General features: G+C 55.9%; 19 protein-coding genes. 12 read left to right on the top strand and 7 right to left on the bottom strand.

Annotation, left to right across the window (positions count from 1 at the left end):
* Positions 1 to 19: 19 nt before the first annotated feature.
* Positions 20 to 1,075, bottom strand: coding sequence for a YeiH family putative sulfate export transporter (locus ACN1CO_RS08945; RefSeq protein WP_419138665.1), 1,056 nt, complete (start codon positions 1,073 to 1,075; stop codon positions 20 to 22).
* A 106-nt stretch (positions 1,076 to 1,181) separates the two neighbouring features.
* Here ACN1CO_RS08945 and ACN1CO_RS08940 point away from each other — a divergent pair, with 106 nt between their 5' ends.
* From ACN1CO_RS08940 to ACN1CO_RS08920, 5 genes are all read left to right on the top strand, one after another.
* Positions 1,182 to 1,556, top strand: coding sequence for a YkvA family protein (locus tag ACN1CO_RS08940; protein ID WP_419138664.1), 375 nt, complete (start codon positions 1,182 to 1,184; stop codon positions 1,554 to 1,556).
* Positions 1,557 to 1,565: 9 nt separating this feature from the next.
* Entirely contained in the window at positions 1,566 to 2,432 is an 867-nt protein-coding gene (gene yieE / locus ACN1CO_RS08935; RefSeq protein ID WP_419138663.1) for a DNA-binding transcriptional regulator YeiE, read from the top strand.
* A gap of 116 nt (positions 2,433 to 2,548) precedes the next feature.
* A complete protein-coding gene (locus tag ACN1CO_RS08930; RefSeq protein ID WP_419138662.1) occupies positions 2,549 to 4,015 on the top strand; it encodes an amino acid permease in 1,467 nt (488 codons plus the stop codon).
* Positions 4,016 to 4,364: 349 nt separating this feature from the next.
* On the top strand, positions 4,365 to 5,441 hold the full coding sequence (locus ACN1CO_RS08925) for a FecCD family ABC transporter permease (RefSeq protein ID WP_179895265.1): 1,077 nt from the start codon (positions 4,365 to 4,367) through the stop codon (positions 5,439 to 5,441).
* On the top strand, positions 5,441 to 6,229 hold the full coding sequence (locus ACN1CO_RS08920) for an ABC transporter ATP-binding protein (protein WP_419139005.1): 789 nt from the start codon (positions 5,441 to 5,443) through the stop codon (positions 6,227 to 6,229). Before ACN1CO_RS08925 ends, ACN1CO_RS08920 begins: the two co-directional genes overlap by 1 nt.
* Positions 6,230 to 6,319: 90 nt before the next feature.
* Here the strand turns inward: ACN1CO_RS08920 and fghA are convergent, their stop codons facing one another.
* The 3 genes from fghA to ptrR all read right to left on the bottom strand — a co-directional run bounded on the left by fghA (position 6,320) and on the right by ptrR (position 9,311).
* Complete coding sequence (fghA, locus tag ACN1CO_RS08915) at positions 6,320 to 7,162, bottom strand: S-formylglutathione hydrolase (protein WP_419138661.1); 843 nt, start codon at positions 7,160 to 7,162, stop codon at positions 6,320 to 6,322.
* A gap of 12 nt (positions 7,163 to 7,174) precedes the next feature.
* Positions 7,175 to 8,299: an S-(hydroxymethyl)glutathione dehydrogenase/class III alcohol dehydrogenase gene (locus ACN1CO_RS08910; RefSeq protein ID WP_003854127.1), complete on the bottom strand. Its 1,125-nt coding sequence runs from the start codon at positions 8,297 to 8,299 to the stop codon at positions 7,175 to 7,177.
* 100 nt (positions 8,300 to 8,399) lie between these two features.
* Positions 8,400 to 9,311, bottom strand: a complete 912-nt coding sequence (gene ptrR / locus ACN1CO_RS08905) for a putrescine utilization regulator PtrR (protein WP_419138660.1) — start codon at positions 9,309 to 9,311, stop codon at positions 8,400 to 8,402.
* Positions 9,312 to 9,428: 117 nt separating this feature from the next.
* Here ptrR and ACN1CO_RS08900 point away from each other — a divergent pair, with 117 nt between their 5' ends.
* The 7 genes from ACN1CO_RS08900 to mglC all read left to right on the top strand — a co-directional run bounded on the left by ACN1CO_RS08900 (position 9,429) and on the right by mglC (position 17,669).
* Positions 9,429 to 10,556 carry a YbfB/YjiJ family MFS transporter gene (locus ACN1CO_RS08900; protein ID WP_419138659.1) on the top strand — a complete coding sequence of 376 codons (1,128 nt, stop codon included), beginning with the start codon at positions 9,429 to 9,431 and terminating at the stop codon, positions 10,554 to 10,556.
* A gap of 124 nt (positions 10,557 to 10,680) precedes the next feature.
* Complete coding sequence (gene folE, locus ACN1CO_RS08895; RefSeq protein WP_061062924.1) at positions 10,681 to 11,346, top strand: GTP cyclohydrolase I FolE; 666 nt, start codon at positions 10,681 to 10,683, stop codon at positions 11,344 to 11,346.
* Between the two features lie 50 nt (positions 11,347 to 11,396).
* A complete protein-coding gene (gene yeiB / locus ACN1CO_RS08890) occupies positions 11,397 to 12,557 on the top strand; it encodes a DUF418 domain-containing protein YeiB (protein WP_419138658.1) in 1,161 nt (386 codons plus the stop codon).
* A 147-nt stretch (positions 12,558 to 12,704) separates the two neighbouring features.
* The gene (gene galS, locus ACN1CO_RS08885; RefSeq protein WP_013358509.1) at positions 12,705 to 13,745 is read left to right on the top strand and encodes an HTH-type transcriptional regulator GalS; all 1,041 of its coding nucleotides are present in this window, start codon (positions 12,705 to 12,707) and stop codon (positions 13,743 to 13,745) included.
* A gap of 309 nt (positions 13,746 to 14,054) precedes the next feature.
* Complete coding sequence (gene mglB, locus ACN1CO_RS08880; RefSeq protein ID WP_419138657.1) at positions 14,055 to 15,050, top strand: galactose/glucose ABC transporter substrate-binding protein MglB; 996 nt, start codon at positions 14,055 to 14,057, stop codon at positions 15,048 to 15,050.
* A gap of 68 nt (positions 15,051 to 15,118) precedes the next feature.
* Positions 15,119 to 16,639: a galactose/methyl galactoside ABC transporter ATP-binding protein MglA gene (mglA, locus tag ACN1CO_RS08875; RefSeq protein WP_419138656.1), complete on the top strand. Its 1,521-nt coding sequence runs from the start codon at positions 15,119 to 15,121 to the stop codon at positions 16,637 to 16,639.
* A 19-nt stretch (positions 16,640 to 16,658) separates the two neighbouring features.
* A complete protein-coding gene (gene mglC, locus ACN1CO_RS08870) occupies positions 16,659 to 17,669 on the top strand; it encodes a galactose/methyl galactoside ABC transporter permease MglC (protein WP_419138655.1) in 1,011 nt (336 codons plus the stop codon).
* A gap of 457 nt (positions 17,670 to 18,126) precedes the next feature.
* Here mglC and sanA read toward each other — a convergent pair whose 3' ends face one another.
* The 3 genes from sanA to cdd form a co-directional block, all read right to left on the bottom strand.
* Complete coding sequence (gene sanA, locus ACN1CO_RS08865) at positions 18,127 to 18,846, bottom strand: outer membrane permeability protein SanA (protein ID WP_419138654.1); 720 nt, start codon at positions 18,844 to 18,846, stop codon at positions 18,127 to 18,129.
* A gap of 135 nt (positions 18,847 to 18,981) precedes the next feature.
* Entirely contained in the window at positions 18,982 to 20,679 is a 1,698-nt protein-coding gene (locus ACN1CO_RS08860) for an NAD-dependent malic enzyme (RefSeq protein WP_419138653.1), read from the bottom strand.
* Between the two features lie 269 nt (positions 20,680 to 20,948).
* Positions 20,949 to 21,839 (bottom strand): cytidine deaminase, encoded by an 891-nt coding sequence (gene cdd, locus ACN1CO_RS08855; RefSeq protein WP_419138652.1) that lies wholly within the window; start codon positions 21,837 to 21,839, stop codon positions 20,949 to 20,951.
* Positions 21,840 to 21,858 lie beyond the last annotated feature (19 nt).

Below are 21,858 nucleotides of genomic sequence, written 5' to 3'. Positions count from 1 at the left end.
GGCATGATACCCGATGCCGCTAGCCCATGAAATGTTGCACCAGCAGATTGATAGTGCCGCCGCCCGCGATTAGCCAGCCAAACACCAGCGCGCCCAGCAGCAGCGGTTTAACGCCCGCCTCACGTAATGCCCCGAAACGGGTGGTTAATCCCAGTGCCGCCATCGCCATCGCCAGCAGCAGACCCGCCAACTCATTCAGCGTGGCAACCACCGTGGCAGGCAGCAGCTGCAGCGAGTTAAACAGTGCGACCGCAATAAATAGCAGGGCAAACCAGGGAAACGTCACCGGCTGACGTGCTTTGCTCGTTTTGCGTTTACCGCGTAACACCGCACTCAGACAGAGCAGGAACGGCGCCAGCATCATCACCCGCAGCATTTTGGCAATCACGGCGCTGTTCTCGGCATCCGGGCTGATGCTGTGTCCGGCGGCTACCACCTGCGCGACTTCATGGATAGTAGAGCCGGTGAAAACCCCAAACTGTGCCGCACTCAGGCCCGGAAACAGGTGATGCGCCAGCGGCCACAGCAGCGGATAGATAAAGATGGCCAGCGTACCGAACAGCACCACGGTCGCGATAGCCACCGCGACTTTCGACGGCGCGGCTTTCACCACCGGCTCGGTCGCCAGTACGGCCGCCGCCCCGCAGATGCTGCTGCCTGCACCAATCAGCCAGACGGTATCGCGATCCAGCTTCAGCAGCCGGATGCCCAGCAGGCAGGTGACTAAGAAGGTGCTGCTCAGCGTCAGCGCATCAATCAGGATACCGCTGAAACCCACGTCGGCGATCTGCTGTAAGGTGATGCGAAAGCCAAACAGAATGATCCCCAGTCGCAGCAGCTTCTGTTTAGCCAGCACCACGCCGCTGTCGCAGCGCGACGCCAGCGGCGTATAGACGCTGTTGCCGACCAGAATACCCAGCATAATCGCCAGGGTCAGTGAACCCAGCCCCAGCGCGGCAATGGCCGGTTGCTGCGCCAGCCAACTGGCAGCCGCGGCAATCGCGGCGGTCAGTAGCAGACCGGGGAACCAGAGCGTAACGGGATGATGCGTTTTAGCGATGCTCAGTTCGGTCATGATGGTCACTCCTCGTGGTTGAGACCTGATCATGAGGGTCACTGGCTTAAAAGTGAAATTGATAATATATTTATAATTGACCAGAATAAACGATAAGGCAGTGATCATGATAGTTTCGCGTCTGCGCCGCTGGGCGACGCTGATCAAAAGAGATGTGTTTGTGCTGTGGTTCGCTTTTCGCGATCCGCGCACGCCGTGGTGGAACAAGCTGGGGATGCTGGGGCTGGTCGCCTATGGCGTCAGTCCGATCGATCTCATCCCGGATGTCATCCCGTTTTTGGGTCTGCTGGATGACGCGGTGATCATCCCGACGGGCGTCATGGTGCTGTTGCGGTTGCTACCGCGAGAGGTGCGCATTAGCAGCAACGAGCGGGCGCAGGCTCAGCGTTCCCGCGGAAAGAAAATTACAGGCTGGCTGGTGGTGATTGGACTGATCTGGCTGGCGTTAATCATTTACCTTGTCAGGCATTCACTGAGTTAAGAGGCAACGATGCACATAACGCTGCGGCAAATCGAAGTGTTCACCGAAGTGCTTAAGAGCGGCTCCACGACCCAGGCGTCGCAACTGCTGGCGCTGTCGCAGTCGGCGGTCAGCGCAGCGCTGGCCGATCTGGAGAGTCAGCTTGGTGTACAGCTGTTTGACCGCGTCGGCAAACGGCTGGTGCTGAATGAGCATGGGCGGCTGCTCTATCCGCGCGCGGTCGGGCTGCTGGAGCAGGCGGGCGAAATTGAGCAATTGTTCAAAGAGGATAACGGCGCGATCCGCGTCTTCGCCAGTAGCACTATCGGTAACTACCTGCTGCCGGGCATGATGGCCGCCTATCGTCGCGATTTTCCCGGTCTGCCGCTGGAGCTGAGCGTTGGCAACAGTCAGGATGTGATTCAGGCGGTTTCCGATTTTCGCGTCGATGTGGGTTTGATTGAAGGACCGTGCCACATGACCGAACTTGTCAGCGAACCCTGGCTGGAAGATGAGCTGGTGGTGTTTGCTGCGCCAGACGCCGCGATTCTGCAACAGCCGGTGACGCTGAAAACCCTGGCGGAAGCGCCGTGGATCCTGCGCGAACGCGGCTCCGGTACCCGTGAAATCGTCGATTATCTACTGCTGTCGCACCTGCCAAGTTTTCAGCTGGGCATGGAGCTGGGCAACTCCGAAGCGATCAAGCATGCGGTGCGACACGGCATGGGGATCAGCTGTCTTTCTCGCCGGGTGATTGCCGATTTGCTGGAGGCGGGCACGCTGACAGAGCTGGCGATTCCGTTGCCACGTCTGACCCGAACGCTCTACCGCATTCATCACCGGCAGAAGCATATTTCAAAGGCACTGACGCGCTTTTTGTCCTATTGCCGTGAGTGACTGCTAATAATTCGGGCGCGATCATGAACTTAACTTATAACAGCATGGCATCGCTATACAGAGGCGGTCTGGCTGCTACAATCTCGCCTCATTTTTACCCAGCGTAGCGTTAACACATGCATAATGACTCAAAAACAACACAACAACCTGCATTACGACGTGCGTTAAAAGCCCGTCATCTGACGATGATCGCCATCGGCGGTTCCATCGGTACCGGCCTGTTTGTCGCCTCTGGCGCAACCATCGCTCAGGCTGGTCCCGGCGGGGCACTTCTCTCCTACATGCTGATCGGCCTGATGGTCTACTTCCTGATGACCAGTCTCGGTGAACTCGCCGCCTTCATGCCCGTATCCGGTTCTTTCGCCACCTACGGCGCGAAATATGTCGAAGAGGGCTTTGGTTTCGCGCTCGGCTGGAACTACTGGTACAACTGGGCGGTGACCATCGCGGTTGATCTGGTGGCGTCCCAGCTGGTGATGACCTACTGGTTCCCCGGCACGCCTGGCTGGATCTGGAGCGCGCTGTTCCTGGCGCTGATATTCCTGCTCAATTACATCTCGGTGAAAGGCTTTGGGGAGGCGGAATACTGGTTCTCGCTGATTAAAGTCGCCACCGTGATTATCTTTATCATCGTGGGCGTGCTGATGATCACCGGCATTATGCGCGGTGCGGAGCATGCAGGCTGGCAGAACTGGCAGGTGGGCGATGCGCCATTTGCGGGTGGCTTTGCGGCGATGATTGGCGTGGCAATGATTGTGGGATTCTCCTTCCAGGGCACCGAGCTGATCGGTATCGCGGCGGGCGAATCTGAAGACCCGGCGAAAAATATCCCGCGCGCGGTGCGGCAGATTTTCTGGCGTATCCTGCTGTTCTATGTGTTCGCCATCCTGATTATCAGTCTGATCCTGCCGTACACCGATCCGCAGTTACTGCATAACAACGTTGATGATATCAGTGTCAGCCCGTTCACTCTGGTGTTCCGGAACGCCGGTCTGCTCTCTGCGGCAGCCGTGATGAATGCGGTGATCCTGACGGCGGTGCTGTCAGCGGGTAACTCCGGTATGTACGCTTCAACACGCATGTTGTACAACCTGGCCTCCGAAGGCAAAGCGCCGCGCATTTTCGCGAAGCTCTCAAAGGGCGGCGTGCCGCGCAATGCGTTATGGGCGACGACCGTCGTGGCCGGGCTGTGTTTCCTGACCTCTAAGTTTGGCAATCAGGAAGTCTATCTGTGGCTGCTGAATACATCAGGCATGACCGGTTTTATCGCCTGGCTGGGTATTGCTATCAGCCACTATCGCTTCCGTCGTGGCTATGTCGCCCAGGGACGAGATCTGAACGATCTGCCTTACCGTTCCGGCTTCTTCCCGCTGGGACCGATCTTTGCCTTCGTGCTCTGCCTGATCATCACGCTGGGTCAGAACTATCAGGCATTTCTCAACGACAGCATCGACTGGTACGGCGTAGCGGCAACCTATATCGGTCTTCCGCTGTTCCTGATTATCTGGTTAGGTTACAGGCTGACGCGCGGAAGCCGTTTCGTGAAGTACAGCGAGATGGAGTTCCCGGTTCACAAAGATTAGATCTTTGCGCTGGCGCTGTTGAGGCAGCTGCCTGCCACAGCGCTTTGAGGTTGCAGATGAGCCACATGCTCAGGGAGCATACGTCTTTCGCAAAGACGCAAAAAACGCCATCCCTGGCATGCTCAGCGCGGGCCATCCCTGGCCCGCGATGCTTTGCTCCAGACATATGCTCCCATCGCTTTAAGTACTGGAGCAGCCTCAAAGCGCCGTGTCTGCCGGTATCCTGCCTATAACAACACCATTTTTTACTGTTTTTTCACGTCTCGCTTATGTTCACGAATTGATAATTATTATCACCTGCACTATTGTGGCTGCGTTTTCTGACGTGATAGCCACACAGGGTTCAAACATGACTACCGAAACTTCGCTGCTGGCGGGGGAAGAGACGCTTCACCACACCATGCAAAATTACCATCAGGTGCTACGCCGCCGCCTGATCTGGATTGGCGTATTACTGGTGGCAATTGTTGCCTCGCTGATCCTCGACTTCACGCTCGGTCCGGCCGGACTCTCACTTGAAACGCTGTGGAATACGCTACTCAGCCCCGACAGCGTCGATGCCGGCACTCGCGTTATTGTCTGGGACATTCGTCTGCCCTATGCGCTGATGGCACTGGTGGTGGGTCTGTCGCTGGGCCTCGCCGGTGCAGAGATGCAGACCATCCTGAATAACCCGCTGGCCAGTCCGTTTACGCTCGGTGTTTCATCGGCGGCGGCATTTGGTGCCGCGCTGGCGATCATCCTTGGCGTGGGTATTCCCGGCATTCCGGATCAGTGGTTAATCTCTGCCAACGCCTTTGTCTTTGCGCTGTTTGCCGCGCTGATGCTGGATGCTGTGACCCGCTGGACGCAGGTCTCCTCGGCGGGCGTGGTGCTGTTCGGTATTGCGCTGGTCTTCACCTTTAACGCGCTGGTCTCGATGATGCAGTTCATCGCTAGCGAAGACACGTTACAGGGCCTGGTGTTCTGGACGATGGGCAGCCTGGCGCGTGCCTCCTGGGAGAAACTGGGCGTGCTGACCGTGGCGCTGGTCATCCTGGTGCCGTTTTCAATGATGAGCAGCTGGAAGCTGACGGCGCTGCGTCTGGGCGAAGACCGTGCGGTGAGCTTTGGCATTGATGTGCGTCGTCTGCGCCTGACCACGCTGCTGCGCATCAGTATTCTCTCGGCACTGGCCGTGGCATTTGTCGGACCGATCGGCTTCATCGGCCTGGTCGCCCCCCACATTGCCCGCATGATGTTTGGTGAAGATCACCGCTTCTATCTGCCCGCCAGTGCGCTGGTCGGTGCGCTGGTGCTGTCGCTGGCGTCGGTCGCCTCGAAAAACCTGCTCCCCGGCGTGATCATCCCGGTCGGCATCGTCACCTCACTGATTGGCGTGCCGTTCTTCCTGAGTATTATTCTGCGTCATCGGGGGACGGTATGATGGAACAGGGTCTGACGTTACGCGGCTTCAGTGCCGGTTATCCCAAAAATAAAGTCATTGATAATCTCAATATCTCGCCGCTGCCGCGCGGCGAGATCACCGTGCTGCTGGGGCCGAATGGTTGTGGTAAATCGACGCTGCTGCGCGCGCTGGCCGGTCTGAATAAAGGCCAGGGTGAGATGTGGCTCAACGGTGAAGATCTCATGACCCAGCCGTTTGCCCGTCGTGCGAAGAACGTGGTTTATCTGCCGCAGTCACTGCCTGCGGGCGTGCATTTGCATGTGCTGGAATCGATCATCGTGGCGCAGCGTGCCTCCGGTGGCCTGCACAGCGCCAGCAGCGAAGCGGAAATCATGCATCTGCTGGAGCAGCTTGGCATTGCCCATCTGGCGATGCGTTACCTTGATCAACTCTCTGGTGGACAGAAACAGCTGGTTGGGCTGGCGCAGTCACTGATCCGTCGCCCTAAGCTGCTGCTGCTGGATGAACCGCTGAGCGCGCTGGATCTTAACTACCAGTTCCACGTCATGGATCTGGTTCGCCGCGAAACTGCCCAGCGCAACATCGTGACGGTGGTGGTGGTGCATGACATCAACATCGCGCTGCGTCATGCGCAACATGCGCTGATGCTAAAGCAGGGCGCACTGGTGGCAGAAGGGCAGCCGGATAAAGTGATTACCCCGGCTACGCTGGCAAAAGTGTATGGCGTGAATGGACGTATCGAACACTGCTCGCGCGGCATTCCGCAGGTGATGATCGACGGGCTGACCGGTCCGGCACTGGTCTGAGAATCGGGCAGGACCAGGCGTTAAGCCAGCATTTGCGGTAGTACAGCATGCAGAAAAGTTCAGGGCCGCAATCGCGGCCCTGATTATTTGCTACGCCAGCAGATGCTGTGCATGGAAGCGCAGATGATCTTCCACAAAACTGGCAATAAAGAAGTAGCTATGGTCATAACCCGGCTGAATACGCAGCGTCAGCGGGAAGCCCACCTCTTTAGCGATCTCGTCTAACCGCTCCGGTTGCAGCTGATCGGCCAGGAACTGATCGTTGTCACCCTGATCGATCAGCATCGGCAGCCGATGCGACACCTGCGTCATCAGATGGCAGCTGTCATATTCCCGCCACGCCGCACGATCGTCGCCCAGATAGGCCTGAAACGCTTTCTGGCCCCACGGCACCTGCATCGGGTTCACAATTGGCGCAAAGGCAGACGCCGAGGCAAAGCGATTACTCAGACGCAGCGCCAGCATCAGCGCGCCGTGCCCGCCCATGGAGTGACCCATAATCGACTGACGTTCACTGACCTTGAAGTTATCCGCAATCAGGGCGGGCAACTCGCTGCTCAGATAGTCGAACATGCGGAAATGGCTGGCCCAGGGCTGCTGGGTGGCATTGAGATAAAATCCCGCGCCCTGGCCCAGATCGTATCCCTCATCGTTCGCCACGCCGTCACCGCGCGGGCTGGTGTCCGGCATAATCAGCACCAGACCCAGTTCCGCCGCAACACGCTGCGCGCCCGCTTTGCTGGTGAAGTTCTCATCGTTGCAGGTCAGCCCGGCCAGAAACCAGACCACCGGCGGCGGTGCATCACCGTGCGGGGTCGGCAGATAGATGCTGAAGGTCATCGGGCAGTTCAGTACGGCTGACTGATGACGCCAGCGCTGCTGCCAGCCGCCAAAAATACGGTGTTCTTCCAGTAGCTCCAGAGTGGATGCCATAACGCCTCCTGATTACTTGTTAAAGTGCACGACCGAGCGAATCGATTTTCCTTCGTGCATCAAATCAAAGGCGTCGTTGATCTCTTCCAGTGGCATGGTGTGGGTGATGAAGTCGTTCAGGGCAAATTTACCGTCGAGGTAATCCTGCACGATGCCAGGCAGCTGTGAACGGCCTTTCACGCCGCCAAAGGCGGAACCGCGCCAGACGCGACCGGTTACCAGCTGGAATGGACGGGTGGAGATCTCTTCACCGGCACCCGCGACGCCGATAATCACAGACTCGCCCCAGCCTTTGTGGCAGCACTCCAGCGCGGAACGCATCACGTTAACGTTACCGATACACTCAAACGAGAAGTCCACGCCACCGTCGGTCAGCTCGACAATCACATCCTGAATCGGCTTATCGTAATCTTTCGGGTTAATCAGATCGGTGGCACCCAGCTTGCGAGCCAGATCGAATTTGCTGGTGTTGAGGTCGATCGCGATGATGCGGCCGGCTTTCGCCATTTTCGCGCCGATGACCGCAGAAAGACCGATTCCGCCAAGACCGAAGATCGCAACGGTATCGCCTTCTTTCACTTTGGCGGTGTTCATGACCGCGCCCATGCCGGTAGTGACGCCACAGCCCAGCAGACAAACTTCTTCCAGCGGGGCTTCTTTACTGATTTTCGCCAGTGAGATCTCCGGGATGACGGTGTACTCAGAGAAGGTCGACGTACCCATATAGTGGAAAATCGGCTTGCCATCTTTGAAGAAGCGGGTGGTGCCGTCCGGCATCAGGCCTTTACCCTGGGTGGCACGGATGGCCTGGCAGAGGTTCGTTTTGCCTGACAGACAGTACTTACATTTGCCACACTCCGGCGTGTAGAGCGGAATGACGTGGTCACCCACTTCAACGCTGGTCACGCCTTCGCCCACGGCTTCGACGATGCCGCCGCCTTCATGGCCAAGAATCGCCGGGAAAACGCCTTCCGGGTCGGTGCCGGACAGGGTGTAGGCGTCGGTATGACAGACGCCGGTCGCGACGATACGCACCAGCACTTCACCTTTCTGCGGTGGCATTAAATCAACTTCTTCGATTTTCAGCGGTTCGCCAGCAGCCCAGGCAACAGCGGCACGGGTTTTGATCATATTCATGCAATCCCTCTTCCAGTCAGATTGTGACGCGCGGTGGCGCCGGGTGGTCGTGATGATTCAAAGCCTGGTGGGTCAGGCTCTTAAACATAGCGTGGAACGCTTATTCCGCCGCCTGTAATGGGTAAATCAGCTCATCGTTGAGCGGACGATCGTCAAATTGTTCAATAATCAGGTATTTCAGTGCTTCAACATTCGGCGTAAAGGCGTCGCGTCGCCACATCAGCCAGGTGGCGGTGTCGCGATAAGCGGGAGGTAACGTATGCGCCTGCACCCGTGACCGATCCGCCATCTGCTTCAGCACCGAGGCCGGGATCATCGCTACGCCCGCACCGCCTGCCACGCAGGCCAGCATGGCGTGATAGGACTGAATCTCCATCACATTATCGGGTGCGGTCTGGCTGTCCCGATACCAGCTCTCCAGCTTCACCCGGTAAGAGCAGCTGTTGCGAAAGGCAAACAGGGTATCGTCCTGCACGTCGCGCGCGGTGGCGATTGGCGCATGATCGAGGCCGGTGATCAGTATCATCTCTTCGCGAAAGGCGATGCAGCCATTGAGATCGTCATGGGACACCGGGCCATCCACCAGCGCGGCGGCCAGGGTGCCTTCGCGGACCCGATCGATGATTTCGCCCGAGGTGCCGGTGATCAGCGACAGTGCGACTTTAGGAAAGCGCTGGTGATAGGCGGCGAGCAGACCAGGCAGGCGGGTCGCAGCGGTGCTCTCCATGGAGCCGAGCGCAAAGTTGCCCGCCGGTTCGCCTGTGCGGGTCATGCTCATCGCTTCTTCGCTTAAGGCCAGAATACGCTGCGCATAATTCAGGAAATTATGGCCCATCGGCGACAGGCGAATGCGCTGCTTCTCACGAATAAAGAGATCCACACCCAATTCTTCTTCCAGCTGGCGCAGCCGCGTGGTGAGATTAGAGGGGACGCGATGCAGCTGTTCTGCTGCGCGCGCCAGAGACCCTGTTTCGGCGACGGAACAGAACATACGCAGCTGAACTAAATCCATATCTTCTCTTCCCGTAAGCAAGTTGGTTAATATTATTCACTTTCCGTGAGTTTAGTCATCCTGCATGCTGTTAGCAAGTCAGAAGAGATCTCAGGGCAGAACAACAGGAGTTCAGCAATGGCGTTACGTGTCGCGCTCAGCGCGTTTTTAACTTTATTCGTGGCGATGGGCATTGGGCGTTTTGCCTTTACGCCGCAGGTGCCGCTGATGATTCAGGCACACCAGCTGACACTCACCAGTGCCAGCCTGGTGGCTGCGCTCAACTATCTTGGCTACCTGTGTGGATCGTTTGATGCGATGCGTGCGCACCGGCGGGTCGAGCTACGGCTGCAGGCGGGCGTATGGGGCGCAGTAATCCTGACGCTGCTCTCGGCACTGGCAACCGGCCCCTGGCTGCATGGCGCCATCCGCTTTCTGATTGGCTGGGCCAGCGGCTGGGCGATGGTGCTGGTGGCGGCCTGGAGTAATGAACAGTTGCATCGCCATGGCCGGGCAGGGCTGTCGGCAGCCGTGTTTGCCGGGCCGGGCTGCGGCATTTTTGTCAGCGGTCTGCTGGGGGTAGCGCTGCACACATTTCAGGTCTCTGCCGGTCTGGCCTGGGCGGCCTACGGTGCGCTGGCGCTGCTGCTGATTGCGCTCATTACCCGTAACCTGCCGCGACGAGGCGAACTGCATCGCCCGGAGCAGGCCCCAGAACCGCTGGTGCTGAATCGCAACCTTAAACGTCTGGTGCTGAGTTACAGTCTGGCGGGCTTTGGCTACATTCTGCCTGCCACCTTTTTGTCGCAGATGGCCGCGACGCGTTTCCCTGATGGCATCTTCGCGCAGTTTGTCTGGCCGATATTTGGCGGCGCGGCGATGATCGGCATCGTGCTGGGTATCCTGACGCGGCGCTGGGGACGCAGCCACGTCCGCCTGGCAGTAGTGCTCTGGGCACAGGCACTGGGCGTATTTGCTGCGGCACTGCTGCCAGGTTTCAGTGGCCTGCTGGCCGGTGCGCTGCTGGTGGGAGGCGGTTTCCTGAGCGTGGTTCAGCTGTCGCTGCTCTGCGCCCGTGAACTGGCGCCCAATCATCTGCGTTACATGGCTGGCCTGCTGACTACCGGCTACGCGGTCGGACAGCTGGTCGGCCCGCTGCTCTCTTTTCTCTCCACGGCCCTGTTACATCGGCTGGAGCCAGCCCTGTGGGTGGCCGGGGTCAGCCTGGTCTGGGCAGGCCTGCTGGTCTGGCGAAGAATTGAGTGAAAAGCTTTCATCACCAATCTGATTGATTGCTGGATTCCCTGCAAAGAAAGTTTCACAATACGCGCCTGATTACAGGGCCCGCGGGCAAAAGCATGCGGGCGCAACACCAGCCGGAGAAGAGTAGATGAGCACCCTAAGTCAGGAAGCTGCCCTGGTTCACGAAGCGCTGCTTGCACGTGGACTGGAAACGCCGTTACGTGCACCGACGCGCGACATAGATGACGAAACGCGTAAGAGCCTGATTGCCGGGCACATGACCGAGATTATGCAGCTGCTGAATCTGGATCTTGAAGATGACAGCCTGATGGAAACGCCGCATCGCATCGCCAAAATGTATGTGGATGAAGTTTTTTCCGGTCTCGACTATGCCAACTTCCCGAAAATCACCGTCATTGAGAACAAGATGAAGGTTGATGAGATGGTGACCGTGCGTGATATCACCCTGACCAGCACCTGTGAACACCACTTTGTGATTATCGATGGCAAAGCCACCGTCGCCTATATTCCCAAAGAAAAGGTGATTGGTCTGTCGAAAATCAACCGCATCGTGCAGTTCTTCGCCCAGCGTCCGCAGGTGCAGGAGCGTCTGACGCAGCAGGTTCTGGTCGCTCTGCAAACGCTGCTGGGCACCAATAATGTGGCTGTCTCGATTGATGCGGTGCACTACTGTGTCAAAGCCCGTGGCGTTAAAGATGCCACCAGCGCCACCACCACGACGTCGCTGGGCGGCCTGTTTAAGTCCAGTCAGAATACCCGTCAGGAATTTTTGCGCGCGGTGCGCCATAGTTGAGTCAACGGCGGGCGCATAATGTTGCCCGCCTCATCAATGCAGGGTGCCGCATGCAACGCTATCACGCGCTGGATTTCATTCGTGGATGTGCCATTCTCGGCATTCTCCTGCTCAATATTGTCGGCTTTGGCCTGCCTTCTGCCGCTTATCTGAATCCCGCCTGGCAGGGCAGCGTCAGCCTCTCCGATGCCTGGACCTGGGCGCTCTCTGACGCTTTTGCTCAGCTCAAATTTCTCACCCTGTTTGCGCTGTTGTTTGGTGCGGGTCTGCAAATGCAGTTGCCGCGCGGCAGTCGCTGGCTCACCGCACGTCTTTCCATTCTGGTTTTGATCGGTTTTGTGCATGGAATTTTTCTCTGGGAAGGCGACATCCTGCTGGATTACGGCATCATCGGACTGGTGGTGTGGCGGGTACTGCGCGATGTCCCTTCCACCCGTAGCCTGATGAATACCGGCATTCTGCTCTACCTGGTGGGCTGCGGCGTGCTGCTGGTATTTGGGTCGATCTCCGCGCCTGAACCGACTAATTCCTGGCTGCCGGGCGCAGCCGATCTGCAATATGAGCAGTACTGGAAACTTACCGGCGGCTGGGAAGCGATACAGAACCGGCTGGATCATCTCTCGTCAGGGCTGATGGCGCTGGCAGCGCAGTATGGCTGGCAGCTGGCAGGCCTGATGATGATTGGTGGCGCACTGCTGCGCAGCGGCTGGCTGACGGGCGAATTTGCTGCACAGCATTACCGTCAGGCGGCGGCGCTGTTGCTGACGATGGGATTCTCTATTGCGGTGGCCGGTGTGGCAGCGCAATGGTTGTTACATTGGGAATTCCGCTGGACCGCGTTTTACCTGCAGGCCCCGCGTGATCTCGCCAGCCCGCTGATTAGCCTGGGCTATGCTGCGCTTTGTCTGGCCTACTGGCCGCAGATCGCGCGCTGGCGCATCAGCTACGCCATCCAGTGCGTGGGCCGCATGGCGCTGACCAACTACCTGCTGCAGTCACTAATCTGTACCACGCTGTTCTATCGCTTTGGCTTCTATATGCACTTCACCCGGCTGGAACTGGTGCTGATGGTGCCTGCGGTGTGGCTCATCAATATCCTGTTTTCACTCATCTGGTTACATTTCTTCGCACAGGGTCCACTGGAATGGCTGTGGCGGCGGTTTACGCTGCTCTCAGCCGGTAAATCACGCATTACCGATAACGCCAGATAATGACCGCCATCACAAAGGTTACAGAATTGTATGTAACCGTTTTCATTGATGTGACGCAATTCACGCTGTACGCCTCCTGCCCCTGACAGAATAGCGCCGGTGTACAACCCGGCGTGATGCCCTATTTTTCCTTTCTGGAACTGCTGCATGATAACTATTCGTGATGTTGCCCGTCAGGCTGGCGTGTCAGTGGCGACCGTGTCGCGCGTCCTCAATCAGAGCAACGCCGTGACCTCTGACACCCGCGACGCCGTGTTACAGGCGGTTGAAGCGCTGGGGTATCGCCCTAACGCCAACGCCCAGGCGCTGGCAACGCAGGTCAGCGATACGATTGGGGTGGTGGTGATGGATGTCTCCGATCCCTTCTTCGGGGCGCTGGTTAAAGCAGTGGATACCGTGGCGCAGCGCGTGCACAAACATGTGTTAATCAGCAACTCCTGGCATCAGGAAGAGAAAGAGCGTCATGCCATTGAAGTACTGATCCGTCAGCGCTGCAGCGCTCTGGTGGTGCACGCGAAAACGCTGCCCGACGCGGAGCTGGCGGACTTTATGCAGCACGTTCCAGGGATGGTGGTCATCAACCGCATCGTCCCCGGATTCGAACACCGCAGCGTCAGCCTGGATAACGTCACTGGCGCGCTGATGGCCTCAAGAACCTTGTTACAACAAGGGCATAGCCGCATTGGCTACCTCTGCTCCAGTCATCCCATCGAGGATGTGGCGCAGCGCCGTGAAGGGTGGATGCAGGCGATGGCAGAGCAGGGCATTCGGCCGCAGGAGAGCTGGATCGCCAGCGCAGAGCCTGACATGCAGGGCGGCGAAGCGGCGATGGTGGAGCTGCTGGGGCGCAATCTCAACCTCACTGCGGTGTTTGCCTATAACGATGGCATGGCGGCGGGCGCACTCACTGCGCTGAAAGACAACGGCATCCAGGTGCCACAGCATTTTTCTGTCATTGGCTTTGATGACATCCCGATTTCACGTTATACCGACCCGCAGTTAACCACCGTTCGGTATCCCATTGTATCTATGGCAAAAATTGCCACTGAACTGGCGCTGCAGGGCGCCGCCGGACTGCTGGATGACACCGCAACACACATCTTTATGCCAACCCTGGTGCGGCGTCATTCGGTGGCGCAGCGGCAAAATGTGGAGTCCGTCACTAATTCAGGTGATTCAGGCATGTAACCGTTTTCAATCTGTGATTACATTCACAGTTAATTAACATTGCTCTCACTATGATGGCAGCGTCTTACCGGACTGAAACATTATGTAACGCCAGTGTAACGGCATCAGTTGTGGTCTCAGTAGCCGGTTAAAGGGTTCAACCCCTCTTCATGGAAGCATTTTGGTACAGGGAAGTCAGGTTTTAGACGGCGTTCAGTGGCTCAACCTCTTCATTACGTTAGCCAGCGCGCCGATCTGTTTTACCGATTGCTCTCCCGCATGTTACGCGGTAGCGCTATAAAGACCCTGCATAATAAAACCGGAGATACCATGAATAAGAAGGTTTTCACGCTTACAGCACTGGTTGCCAGCATGATGTTTGGTGCAACCGCTCACGCAGCTGACACCCGTATCGGCGTGACCATTTACAAATATGATGACAACTTCATGTCAATGGTGCGCAAAGACATCGAGAAAGAAGCGAAAGCGATCGGTGGCGTACAGCTGCTGATGAATGACTCGCAGAACGACCAGTCCAAACAGAACGATCAGGTTGACGTGCTGATGGCAAAAGGCGTGAAAGCGCTGGCGATTAACCTGGTTGACCCGGCTGCCGCTGCCGTCATCGTAGACAAAGCGCGTGCCAACGACGTGCCGGTTGTGTTCTTCAACAAAGAACCGAATGCCAAAGTGCTGGCCGGTTATGACAAAGCTTACTATGTGGGTACCGACTCTAAAGAGTCTGGCATCATTCAGGGTCAGCTGATCGAGAAACACTGGAAAGCGACCCCAGCCTGGGATCTGAACAAAGATGGCGTGATTCAGTTCGTGCTGCTGAAAGGCGAGCCGGGCCATCCTGATGCAGAAGCCCGTACCAAATATGTGATCGACACCCTGAACAAAGATGGTCTGAAAACCCAGCAGTTAGCGATGGATACTGCAATGTGGGATACCGCTCAGGCCAAAGATAAAGTGGATGCGTGGCTGTCAGGTCCTAACTCTAAGAAAATCGAAGTCGTGATTGCCAATAACGATGCGATGGCGATGGGTGCAGTTGAAGCGCTGAAAGCGCACAACATGACCTCAATCCCGGTCTTCGGTGTCGATGCCCTGCCAGAAGCGCTGGCGCTGGTTAAATCGGGTGCACTGGCCGGTACCGTGCTGAACGATGCGGAAAACCAGGCGAAAGCGACGCTGGATATTGCCAACAACCTGGCAAACGGCAAAGCGGCAACCGACGGCACTAACTTCAAGATGGTTGATAAAATCGTCCGCGTTCCTTACGTGCCGGTTGATAAAGAAAATCTGTCTCAGTTCGTGAAATAAGATCGATTACGGGCGCGACCGCTGTCGCGCCTTTTTTATGTCACCACCGTTTTTTAGCCAGGTAAAATATGGCCAGTGATAACACGACCGCGCAGCGAGAATATTTGCTGGAAATGACGAATGTCTCAAAATCATTTCCCGGCGTAAAAGCGTTAGATAATGTTAATTTGAAAGTGCGGCCTCACTCTGTTCATGCATTAATGGGCGAGAACGGTGCCGGGAAATCCACATTATTAAAATGCCTGTTTGGTATTTATAAAAAAGATACCGGCAGTATCCTGTTTCAGGGTAACGAGATCGACTATAAAAGCTCCAAAGAGGCGCTGGAAAACGGCGTGTCGATGGTGCACCAGGAATTAAACCTGGTACTGCAGCGTACCGTGATGGACAACATGTGGCTGGGGCGTTATCCGCGCAAAGGCTTCTTTGTCGATCAGGATAAAATGTACCAGGACACTAAAGCGATTTTTGACGAGCTGGATATCGATATTGATCCGCGCGACAAAGTTGCCAATCTTTCTGTATCACAGATGCAGATGATTGAAATTGCCAAAGCGTTTTCCTATGACGCGAAAATTGTGATTATGGATGAGCCGACTTCGTCGTTAACCGAGAAAGAGGTTAATCACCTGTTCACGATTATTCGTAAGCTGAAAGATCGCGGCTGTGGCATTGTTTATATTTCGCACAAGATGGAAGAGATTTTCCAGCTGTGTGATGAGATCACGATTCTGCGTGATGGTCAGTGGATTACCTCTCAGCCGCTGGAAGGGCTGGATATGGATAAGATCATCTCGATGATGGTCGGCCGTTCACTGAACCAGCGTTTTCCTGACCGCACCAACGTGCCAGGCGAGACGATTCTTGAGGTTCGCAATCTGACGTCACTGCGTCAGCCGTCTATTCGCGATATCTCATTTGATTTGCGTAAAGGGGAGATACTCGGCATTGCCGGGCTGGTGGGCGCCAAACGTACTGATATCGTCGAAACGCTATTTGGCATTCGCGAAAAATCGGGCGGCACCATTAAACTGCATGGTAAACCGATTAATAATCACAGCGCCAACGAAGCTATTAACCATGGTTTTGCGCTGGTGACTGAAGAGCGTCGTTCGACCGGTATTTATGCTTACCTGGATATTGGTTTTAACTCGCTTATTTCCAATATCAAAAAATATAAAAACAGTATGGGACTGCTGGATAATAAACGCATGAAGAGTGATACCCAATGGGTGATCGATTCAATGCGCGTTAAAACCCCAGGCCACCATACTCAAATTGGTTCGCTTTCGGGCGGTAACCAGCAAAAAGTGATTATTGGCCGCTGGTTATTGACCCAGCCTGAAATCCTGATGCTTGATGAACCAACACGCGGTATTGATGTTGGTGCGAAATTCGAAATTTACCAGTTGATTGCTGAGCTGGCGAAAAGAGAAAAGGGCATCATTATTATCTCATCCGAAATGCCGGAGCTGTTAGGCATTACCGATCGTATTCTGGTAATGAGTAATGGTCTGGTAGCAGGCATAGTTGATACCAAAACGACCACGCAGAACGAAATATTGCGTTTAGCGTCATTACACCTTTAATGAAGCAAGGGCTGTTAACATGAAAGCGACTACAAAAAAGAATGCGCTAACCTGGTTAAAAGATGGCGGCATTTATGTCGTGCTGCTGGTATTGCTGGCTATTATTATTTTCCAGGATCCATCATTCTTAAGTTTAATGAACCTGAGTAATATTCTGACCCAATCTTCGGTGCGCATTATTATTGCACTGGGTGTGGCGGGTCTGATTGTGACCCAGGGTACTGACCTGTCAGCCGGACGTCAGGTTGGTCTGGCAGCGGTCGTCGCCGCGACGCTGCTGCAGGCGATGGATAACGCGAACAAGGTCTTCCCGACGCTGGATACCGTGCCGATTCCACTGGTTATTCTGACCGTGTGCATCATTGGCGGTGTGATTGGTCTGGTCAATGGTGTGATTATTGCTTACCTGAAGGTAACGCCATTTATCACCACGCTGGGCACCATGATTATCGTTTACGGTATTAACTCACTCTATTACGACTTTGTGGGTGCCTCACCGATTGCCGGTTTTGATGCAGGGTTCTCGAAATTTACCCAGGGCTTCTTACGCTTTGGCGATTTCAAACTCTCGTTCATCACTTTCTACGCTGTGATTGCCATTATTTTCGTCTGGGTGCTGTGGAACAAAACCCGCTTCGGCAAAAACATTTTTGCTATCGGCGGTAACCCGGAAGCGGCGAAAGTCTCAGGCGTTAACGTTAACCTGAACCTGATCATGATTTATGCCCTGTCAGGTGTGTTCTACGCCTTCGGCGGGATGCTGGAAGCGGGTCGTATCGGCTCTGCCACCAACAACCTCGGCTTTATGTATGAGCTGGATGCGATTGCGGCCTGTGTGGTCGGCGGCGTCTCCTTCGCCGGTGGTGTGGGTAGCGTGGCAGGCGTCGTAACCGGTGTGCTGATCTTCACCGTTATCAACTACGGTCTGACCTATATCGGCGTCAACCCTTACTGGCAGTACATCATCAAAGGCGGCATCATCATCTTCGCCGTTGCGCTGGATTCACTGAAATATTCTCGTAAGAAGTAAGTCTTATTCAACGCTAAAAAAGCGACCTTAGGGTCGCTTTTTTTATGGGTAGTGCCGGGGCCGTTGCTGTGACAAGGAGTATGCGAAGGGAACAGGGTCAGATCGGAAAGACGCAAAAGCCGTCATCCATGACATGCTCGGCCCGCGCCGTCCCTGGCGCGGGACGTTTTCCTCTTCTGACCGTGTTCCCTGCGCTTCAGGCTTATCTATTGCTGTTAGATTCGCCTAAGCCTCAGGGAATTCAAACAGACGACTCACCCACTTAAAACGATGGGAGCATACGCCTGCAGCAAAGCATAGCGGGCCAGGGATGGGCCGCGCTGAGCCTGCCAGGGATGGCGTCTTTTGCGTCTTTGCGAAAGGCGTATGCTCCCTGAGTCTTGTACCTTACTGCCAGACTGCAGCTCAGCGCACATAACAGCTTTCAGCACAGTTTCATTAAGCCGTTGAGCGCCAGCTATTTCCGCAGCTTCTGTTCCAGCTCCAGCAGCTGCTCCGGCGTCACCGCAGGGTAACTCTGCGCATCTTCAGGAACATCGCGTACAGCAGGAATCGGCACCAGAGGCCCTAAGAAACGGGGTTCGCGCTTGAGCAGGAAAAGGTCCGCCAGCGCGCCCAGCCGGGCACCAACCTCACGGAAACGTACGCTCAGCATGTTCTTGGGTGAGGGCACCGCATAACACTGCGCCTGAATACCCAGCTGTAAGGCGATAAACAGCGCGCGCTCACAATGAAAACGCTGCGTAATAATAATGAAATCGTTGGTATCAAACACTTTACGGGTGCGGACTATCGAATCCAGCGTGCGGAACCCCGCATAATCGAGCACGATATCGGCCGGATCGACGCCGGCTTTAATCAGATCGCGGCGCATCGTCATGGGCTCGTTATAGCTTTGCAGCGCGTTATCACCACTCAGCAGCAGGTAATTGACCTTGCCGCTGTTGTAAGCATTCAGCGCGCCCTGCATACGATAGAGATAATACTGATTGATGACGCCGGTACGATAATATTTAGCCGTACCCAGTACCACGCCCACCTGACGATGCGGCAAAGAAGCGACATTTTCGTAAATAAAAGGCGCAGTTTTCCAGCTGATCCAGCGATCAAGGCCGAGCGCCGTTGCCATCATCAGTAAGATGATGAAAAGCAGACCAATGAGAACGCGTTTCAGCATGCGCCTGGAGACTCGATGTCAGAATATTGAGATGGGACAAGGCTACTTGAGCTGTCGCAGCGAAGCAAGTTACTGCCGGCTGGCTGTGCTCTTTTTGAACACTACCGGATCAGATGCGATCCGGCAGTCTGACAATTAAATCGAGGTGCGACGATAATGACGATACTGCGGCAGCCAGAAGTTGTTGGCGATTGCCTGTGACAACACATCTTCTGAGGTCACCACCGCGACACCCGCCAGCTGAGCAGCTTTACCCACTTCCATCGCGATAATCTTCGACACACCCTGAATGTCTTTGATCTCAGGCAGCACCGGGCCTTCACCTTCATTCACCAGCGGTGAGCAGTCAGCGAGCGCGCGGCTGGCGGTCATCAGCATGGTATCGGTGACGCGACTGGCACCCGACGCAATCACACCCAGGCCAATGCCCGGGAAGATGTAGGAGTTGTTGCACTGCGCGATCGGGTAGGTCTTACCATTCCAGCTTACCGGCGAGAACGGGCTACCGGTTGCGACCAGCGCGGCACCGTCAGTCCAGGCGATGATATCGGCAGGCGTCGCTTCCACGCGTGATGTCGGGTTCGACAGTGGCATCACGATAGGGCGCTTACAGTGCTTGTGCATTTCGCGGATGATCTCTTCGGTGAACAGACCCGGCTGGCCGGAAACACCAATCAGAATATCGGGCTTCGCATTGCGCACGACGTCCAGCAGCGAAATGGAATCATTGGTGATATCCCACTGCTGCAGGTTTTCGCTCTTCTGCACCAGCTTGCTCTGGAAATCGAGCAGGTTAGGCAGCTTGTCCGTCAACAGACCAAAGCGATCCACCATCATCACCCGGCCACGGGCTTCATCATCACTCAGACCTTCTGATTTCATCTGCGCGATAATCTGTTCAGCGATACCACAACCCGCAGAACCGGCACCCAGGAACACCACTTTCTGCTCGCACAGGCGGCTTCCGGCTGCGCGGCTGGCGGCAATCAGCGTGCCTACGGTTACGGCGGCGGTGCCCTGAATATCATCGTTAAAGCAGCAGACTTCATCGCGATAGCGGTTCAGCAGCGGCATGGCGTTCTTCTGGGCGAAATCTTCAAACTGCAGCAGCACTTTCGGCCAGCGGCGCTTAACAGCCTGAATAAATTCGTTCACGAACTCATCATACTCTTCGCCGGTAATGCGCGGATGACGCCAGCCCATATAGAGCGGATCGTTCAGCAACTGCTGGTTGTTGGTGCCGACATCCAGTACCACCGGCAGGGTATACGCCGGGCTGATGCCGCCACAGGCGGTATAAAGTGAAAGCTTACCAATCGGGATACCCATGCCGCCGATGCCCTGATCGCCAAGGCCCAGGATGCGCTCGCCATCGGTCACCACAATCACCTTCACATTCTGCTTGGTGGCATTCTGCAGCATATCTTCGATGTGGGCGCGGTTAGGGTAGGAGATGAACACGCCACGTGCACGACGGTAGATTTCAGAGAAGTGTTCGCAGGCTGCGCCGACGGTCGGGGTGTAGATGATTGGCATCATCTCTTCAAGATGGTTATCCAGCAGGCGGTAGAACAGCGTTTCGTTGGTGTCCTGGATGTTGCGCAGGTAGACATGCTTATCGTTATTGTTTTTGAAGTCCTGGAACTGACGCCAGGCACGCTGCGCCTGCTCTTCAATCGATTCCACCGCTTCTGGCAGCAGACCGTTGAGGTTGAATTCGTTACGTTCTTCGATGCTAAAGGCGCTGCCTTTGTTCAGCAGGGGAAATTCCAGCAAAATCGGGCCAGCATAAGGGATATACAGCGGGCGTTTACTTTCGTAGTCGAGTTCCATGCAGTGATGCTCCGGTTGCAGTGTTGTCTGGCGTCACGCCGGAAAGGTAGCGCCAGTTTTCTTACCCGTTATAGCTCAGACTGCAGGCCCGGCAGCGGCAGGGTAACCGCTGCGGAAACATTCACGACCGTGCTGCCATCCTGCAACCTGAATTATTCAGAGTAATTTGTGATGACGTGAATTCTGGCGCCAGATCCTATGAAATTTCCCACAGAAGTACAGCGTTTGTTCATAAAAGCTCACAAAACTGTGGCCTCTCTGACAGCGGGTTATGCTTTGTACAGCGTTACCTGCAGCAGCTCACCGCAGCCAAATGTTGCAAGCGTCGCCTGCGTGGCGGCGAACTGGCTTAACGTGGCATTTTCCACTTCCGCTAATACCGCTTTTTTTATCTGACGGACATCGCCGCCCTGCATGTTCAGCAGGACCAGCGCCGCCTGCAGTGGCGGGAAGCTCGGGTTAAACGCGGCGTTTTCCGCATAGCGACCGGCGACAATCGCGCCATCTTCGGTCAGCAGCGCAACACCCGCGTGGGACTGGCTGTAAGGCGCGTGGCTGGCATTGGCAGCGGCAACTGCGGCTTGTACCAGTTCATCGCCCTCAGCCATGTAACCGTGATCGACTTTGTCCATCAGGAAGGTCGTGATGTCGAGATCGCGTGGTCCAAAGGCGTCCGGCAGATAATCGGCCAGGGTGCTGATTGCACGCTGCGGCAGGCTGATGCGAATGCTGGTGCCGCTGTTCAGCTCGTTCATAAACTGACGGCAGTGACCGCATGGCGTGTAGTTAACGGTAATGGTCTCAAGCTGGCATTCGCCACGCAGCCACGCATGGGTAATGGCGCTCTGCTCGGCGTGCACCGTCTGCTGCATCGGCGTGCCGACAAATTCCATATTGGCCCCGAAGTACCAGTTGCCGCTGACGCCACGGGCAATCGCCCCGACGTTAAAATGCGATACGGTAGCAACGGCACAGGACGCCGCCAGGGGCAGCAGCGCCAGCGCCAGCGCATCGGCATCCATCTGAGTCTGTTGTTGCAGTGAGGCGACCTGGTCGGCGCTCAGCACCGCATGGAAGTCAGGATCGTTGAGCAGGGGAGCAAGTGCAGTTTGCAGCGTTGACGGCAATGCCTCAAAAGCAGAGAGGAAACGGGATTGCATGTGAGCCTCATTAAATTCA

Source organism: Pantoea sp. R13S299, from assembly GCF_048515925.1.
Lineage (GTDB): Bacteria > Pseudomonadota > Gammaproteobacteria > Enterobacterales > Enterobacteriaceae > Pantoea.
This window is presented reverse-complemented; position numbering and strand designations above follow the sequence as displayed.

What these genes read in the sequence shown, in the direction of transcription:
- mglA (WP_419138656.1), top strand. Translation starts at nt 15,119, where the DNA reads ATGGCCAGTGATAACACGACCGCGCAGCGAGAATATTTGCTGGAAATG.
- sanA (WP_419138654.1), bottom strand. Translation starts at nt 18,846, where the DNA reads ATGCTGAAACGCGTTCTCATTGGTCTGCTTTTCATCATCTTACTGATG.
- yieE (WP_419138663.1), top strand. Translation starts at nt 1,566, where the DNA reads ATGCACATAACGCTGCGGCAAATCGAAGTGTTCACCGAAGTGCTTAAG.
- ACN1CO_RS08925 (WP_179895265.1), top strand. Translation starts at nt 4,365, where the DNA reads ATGACTACCGAAACTTCGCTGCTGGCGGGGGAAGAGACGCTTCACCAC.
- ACN1CO_RS08940 (WP_419138664.1), top strand. Translation starts at nt 1,182, where the DNA reads ATGATAGTTTCGCGTCTGCGCCGCTGGGCGACGCTGATCAAAAGAGAT.
- ACN1CO_RS08920 (WP_419139005.1), top strand. Translation starts at nt 5,441, where the DNA reads ATGGAACAGGGTCTGACGTTACGCGGCTTCAGTGCCGGTTATCCCAAA.
- yeiB (WP_419138658.1), top strand. Translation starts at nt 11,397, where the DNA reads ATGCAACGCTATCACGCGCTGGATTTCATTCGTGGATGTGCCATTCTC.
- ACN1CO_RS08910 (WP_003854127.1), bottom strand. Translation starts at nt 8,299, where the DNA reads ATGAATATGATCAAAACCCGTGCCGCTGTTGCCTGGGCTGCTGGCGAA.
- fghA (WP_419138661.1), bottom strand. Translation starts at nt 7,162, where the DNA reads ATGGCATCCACTCTGGAGCTACTGGAAGAACACCGTATTTTTGGCGGC.
- ptrR (WP_419138660.1), bottom strand. Translation starts at nt 9,311, where the DNA reads ATGGATTTAGTTCAGCTGCGTATGTTCTGTTCCGTCGCCGAAACAGGG.
- ACN1CO_RS08900 (WP_419138659.1), top strand. Translation starts at nt 9,429, where the DNA reads ATGGCGTTACGTGTCGCGCTCAGCGCGTTTTTAACTTTATTCGTGGCG.
- ACN1CO_RS08945 (WP_419138665.1), bottom strand. Translation starts at nt 1,075, where the DNA reads ATGACCGAACTGAGCATCGCTAAAACGCATCATCCCGTTACGCTCTGG.
- cdd (WP_419138652.1), bottom strand. Translation starts at nt 21,839, where the DNA reads ATGCAATCCCGTTTCCTCTCTGCTTTTGAGGCATTGCCGTCAACGCTG.
- ACN1CO_RS08930 (WP_419138662.1), top strand. Translation starts at nt 2,549, where the DNA reads ATGCATAATGACTCAAAAACAACACAACAACCTGCATTACGACGTGCG.
- mglB (WP_419138657.1), top strand. Translation starts at nt 14,055, where the DNA reads ATGAATAAGAAGGTTTTCACGCTTACAGCACTGGTTGCCAGCATGATG.
- mglC (WP_419138655.1), top strand. Translation starts at nt 16,659, where the DNA reads ATGAAAGCGACTACAAAAAAGAATGCGCTAACCTGGTTAAAAGATGGC.
- ACN1CO_RS08860 (WP_419138653.1), bottom strand. Translation starts at nt 20,679, where the DNA reads ATGGAACTCGACTACGAAAGTAAACGCCCGCTGTATATCCCTTATGCT.
- galS (WP_013358509.1), top strand. Translation starts at nt 12,705, where the DNA reads ATGATAACTATTCGTGATGTTGCCCGTCAGGCTGGCGTGTCAGTGGCG.
- folE (WP_061062924.1), top strand. Translation starts at nt 10,681, where the DNA reads ATGAGCACCCTAAGTCAGGAAGCTGCCCTGGTTCACGAAGCGCTGCTT.